Source organism: Polaromonas sp. P1_G2, assembly GCF_056405515.1.
Genome location: NZ_JBFUBY010000998.1, coordinates 1 through 486, shown reverse-complemented (window position 1 = coordinate 486; position 486 = coordinate 1). Strand labels below are relative to the sequence as shown.

Annotated in this window: 1 protein-coding gene; it reads left to right on the top strand. The window is 63.2% G+C overall.

The genetic code is table 11. The annotated features are described in order from the left end of the window. A partial coding sequence (locus tag AC1D0P_RS28735; RefSeq protein ID WP_477679846.1) for a DinB/UmuC family translesion DNA polymerase occupies nt 1-486 on the top strand: 486 nt, incomplete at both ends.

Here is a 486-nt window from a genome sequence, read left to right as displayed (position 1 = left end):
GCGTGTCGAGCGCGAAGTCGGCATCACCGTCTCCGCCGGCCTCTCCTATTGCAAGTTCCTCGCCAAGGTCGCCTCGGACATGAACAAGCCGCGCGGCTTTTCGGTGATCGGCGAGGCCGAGGCGTTCGAATTCCTGAGGACCAAGCCGGTGACGCTGATCTGGGGCGTCGGCAAGGCCTTTGCCGAGGCGCTCGCCCGCGACGGCGTCACCGAGATCGGCCAATTGCAGCAGATGGAGGAGACAGACCTGATGCGCCGCTACGGCATTATCGGCAAGCGGCTCTTCAATCTGTCGCGCGGCATCGATGACCGCAAGGTGCATCTCAACGACGAGGCTAAGAGCGTTTCGGCGGAGACGACCTTTTTCGAGGACCATGCCCGCCTCGACGAACTCGTGCCGATCCTGAGGGCGCTGTCCGAACAGGTGTCGCACCGGCTGAAGAAGGCGGCGATCGCCGGCCATACAGTGGTGCTGAAGCTCAAATC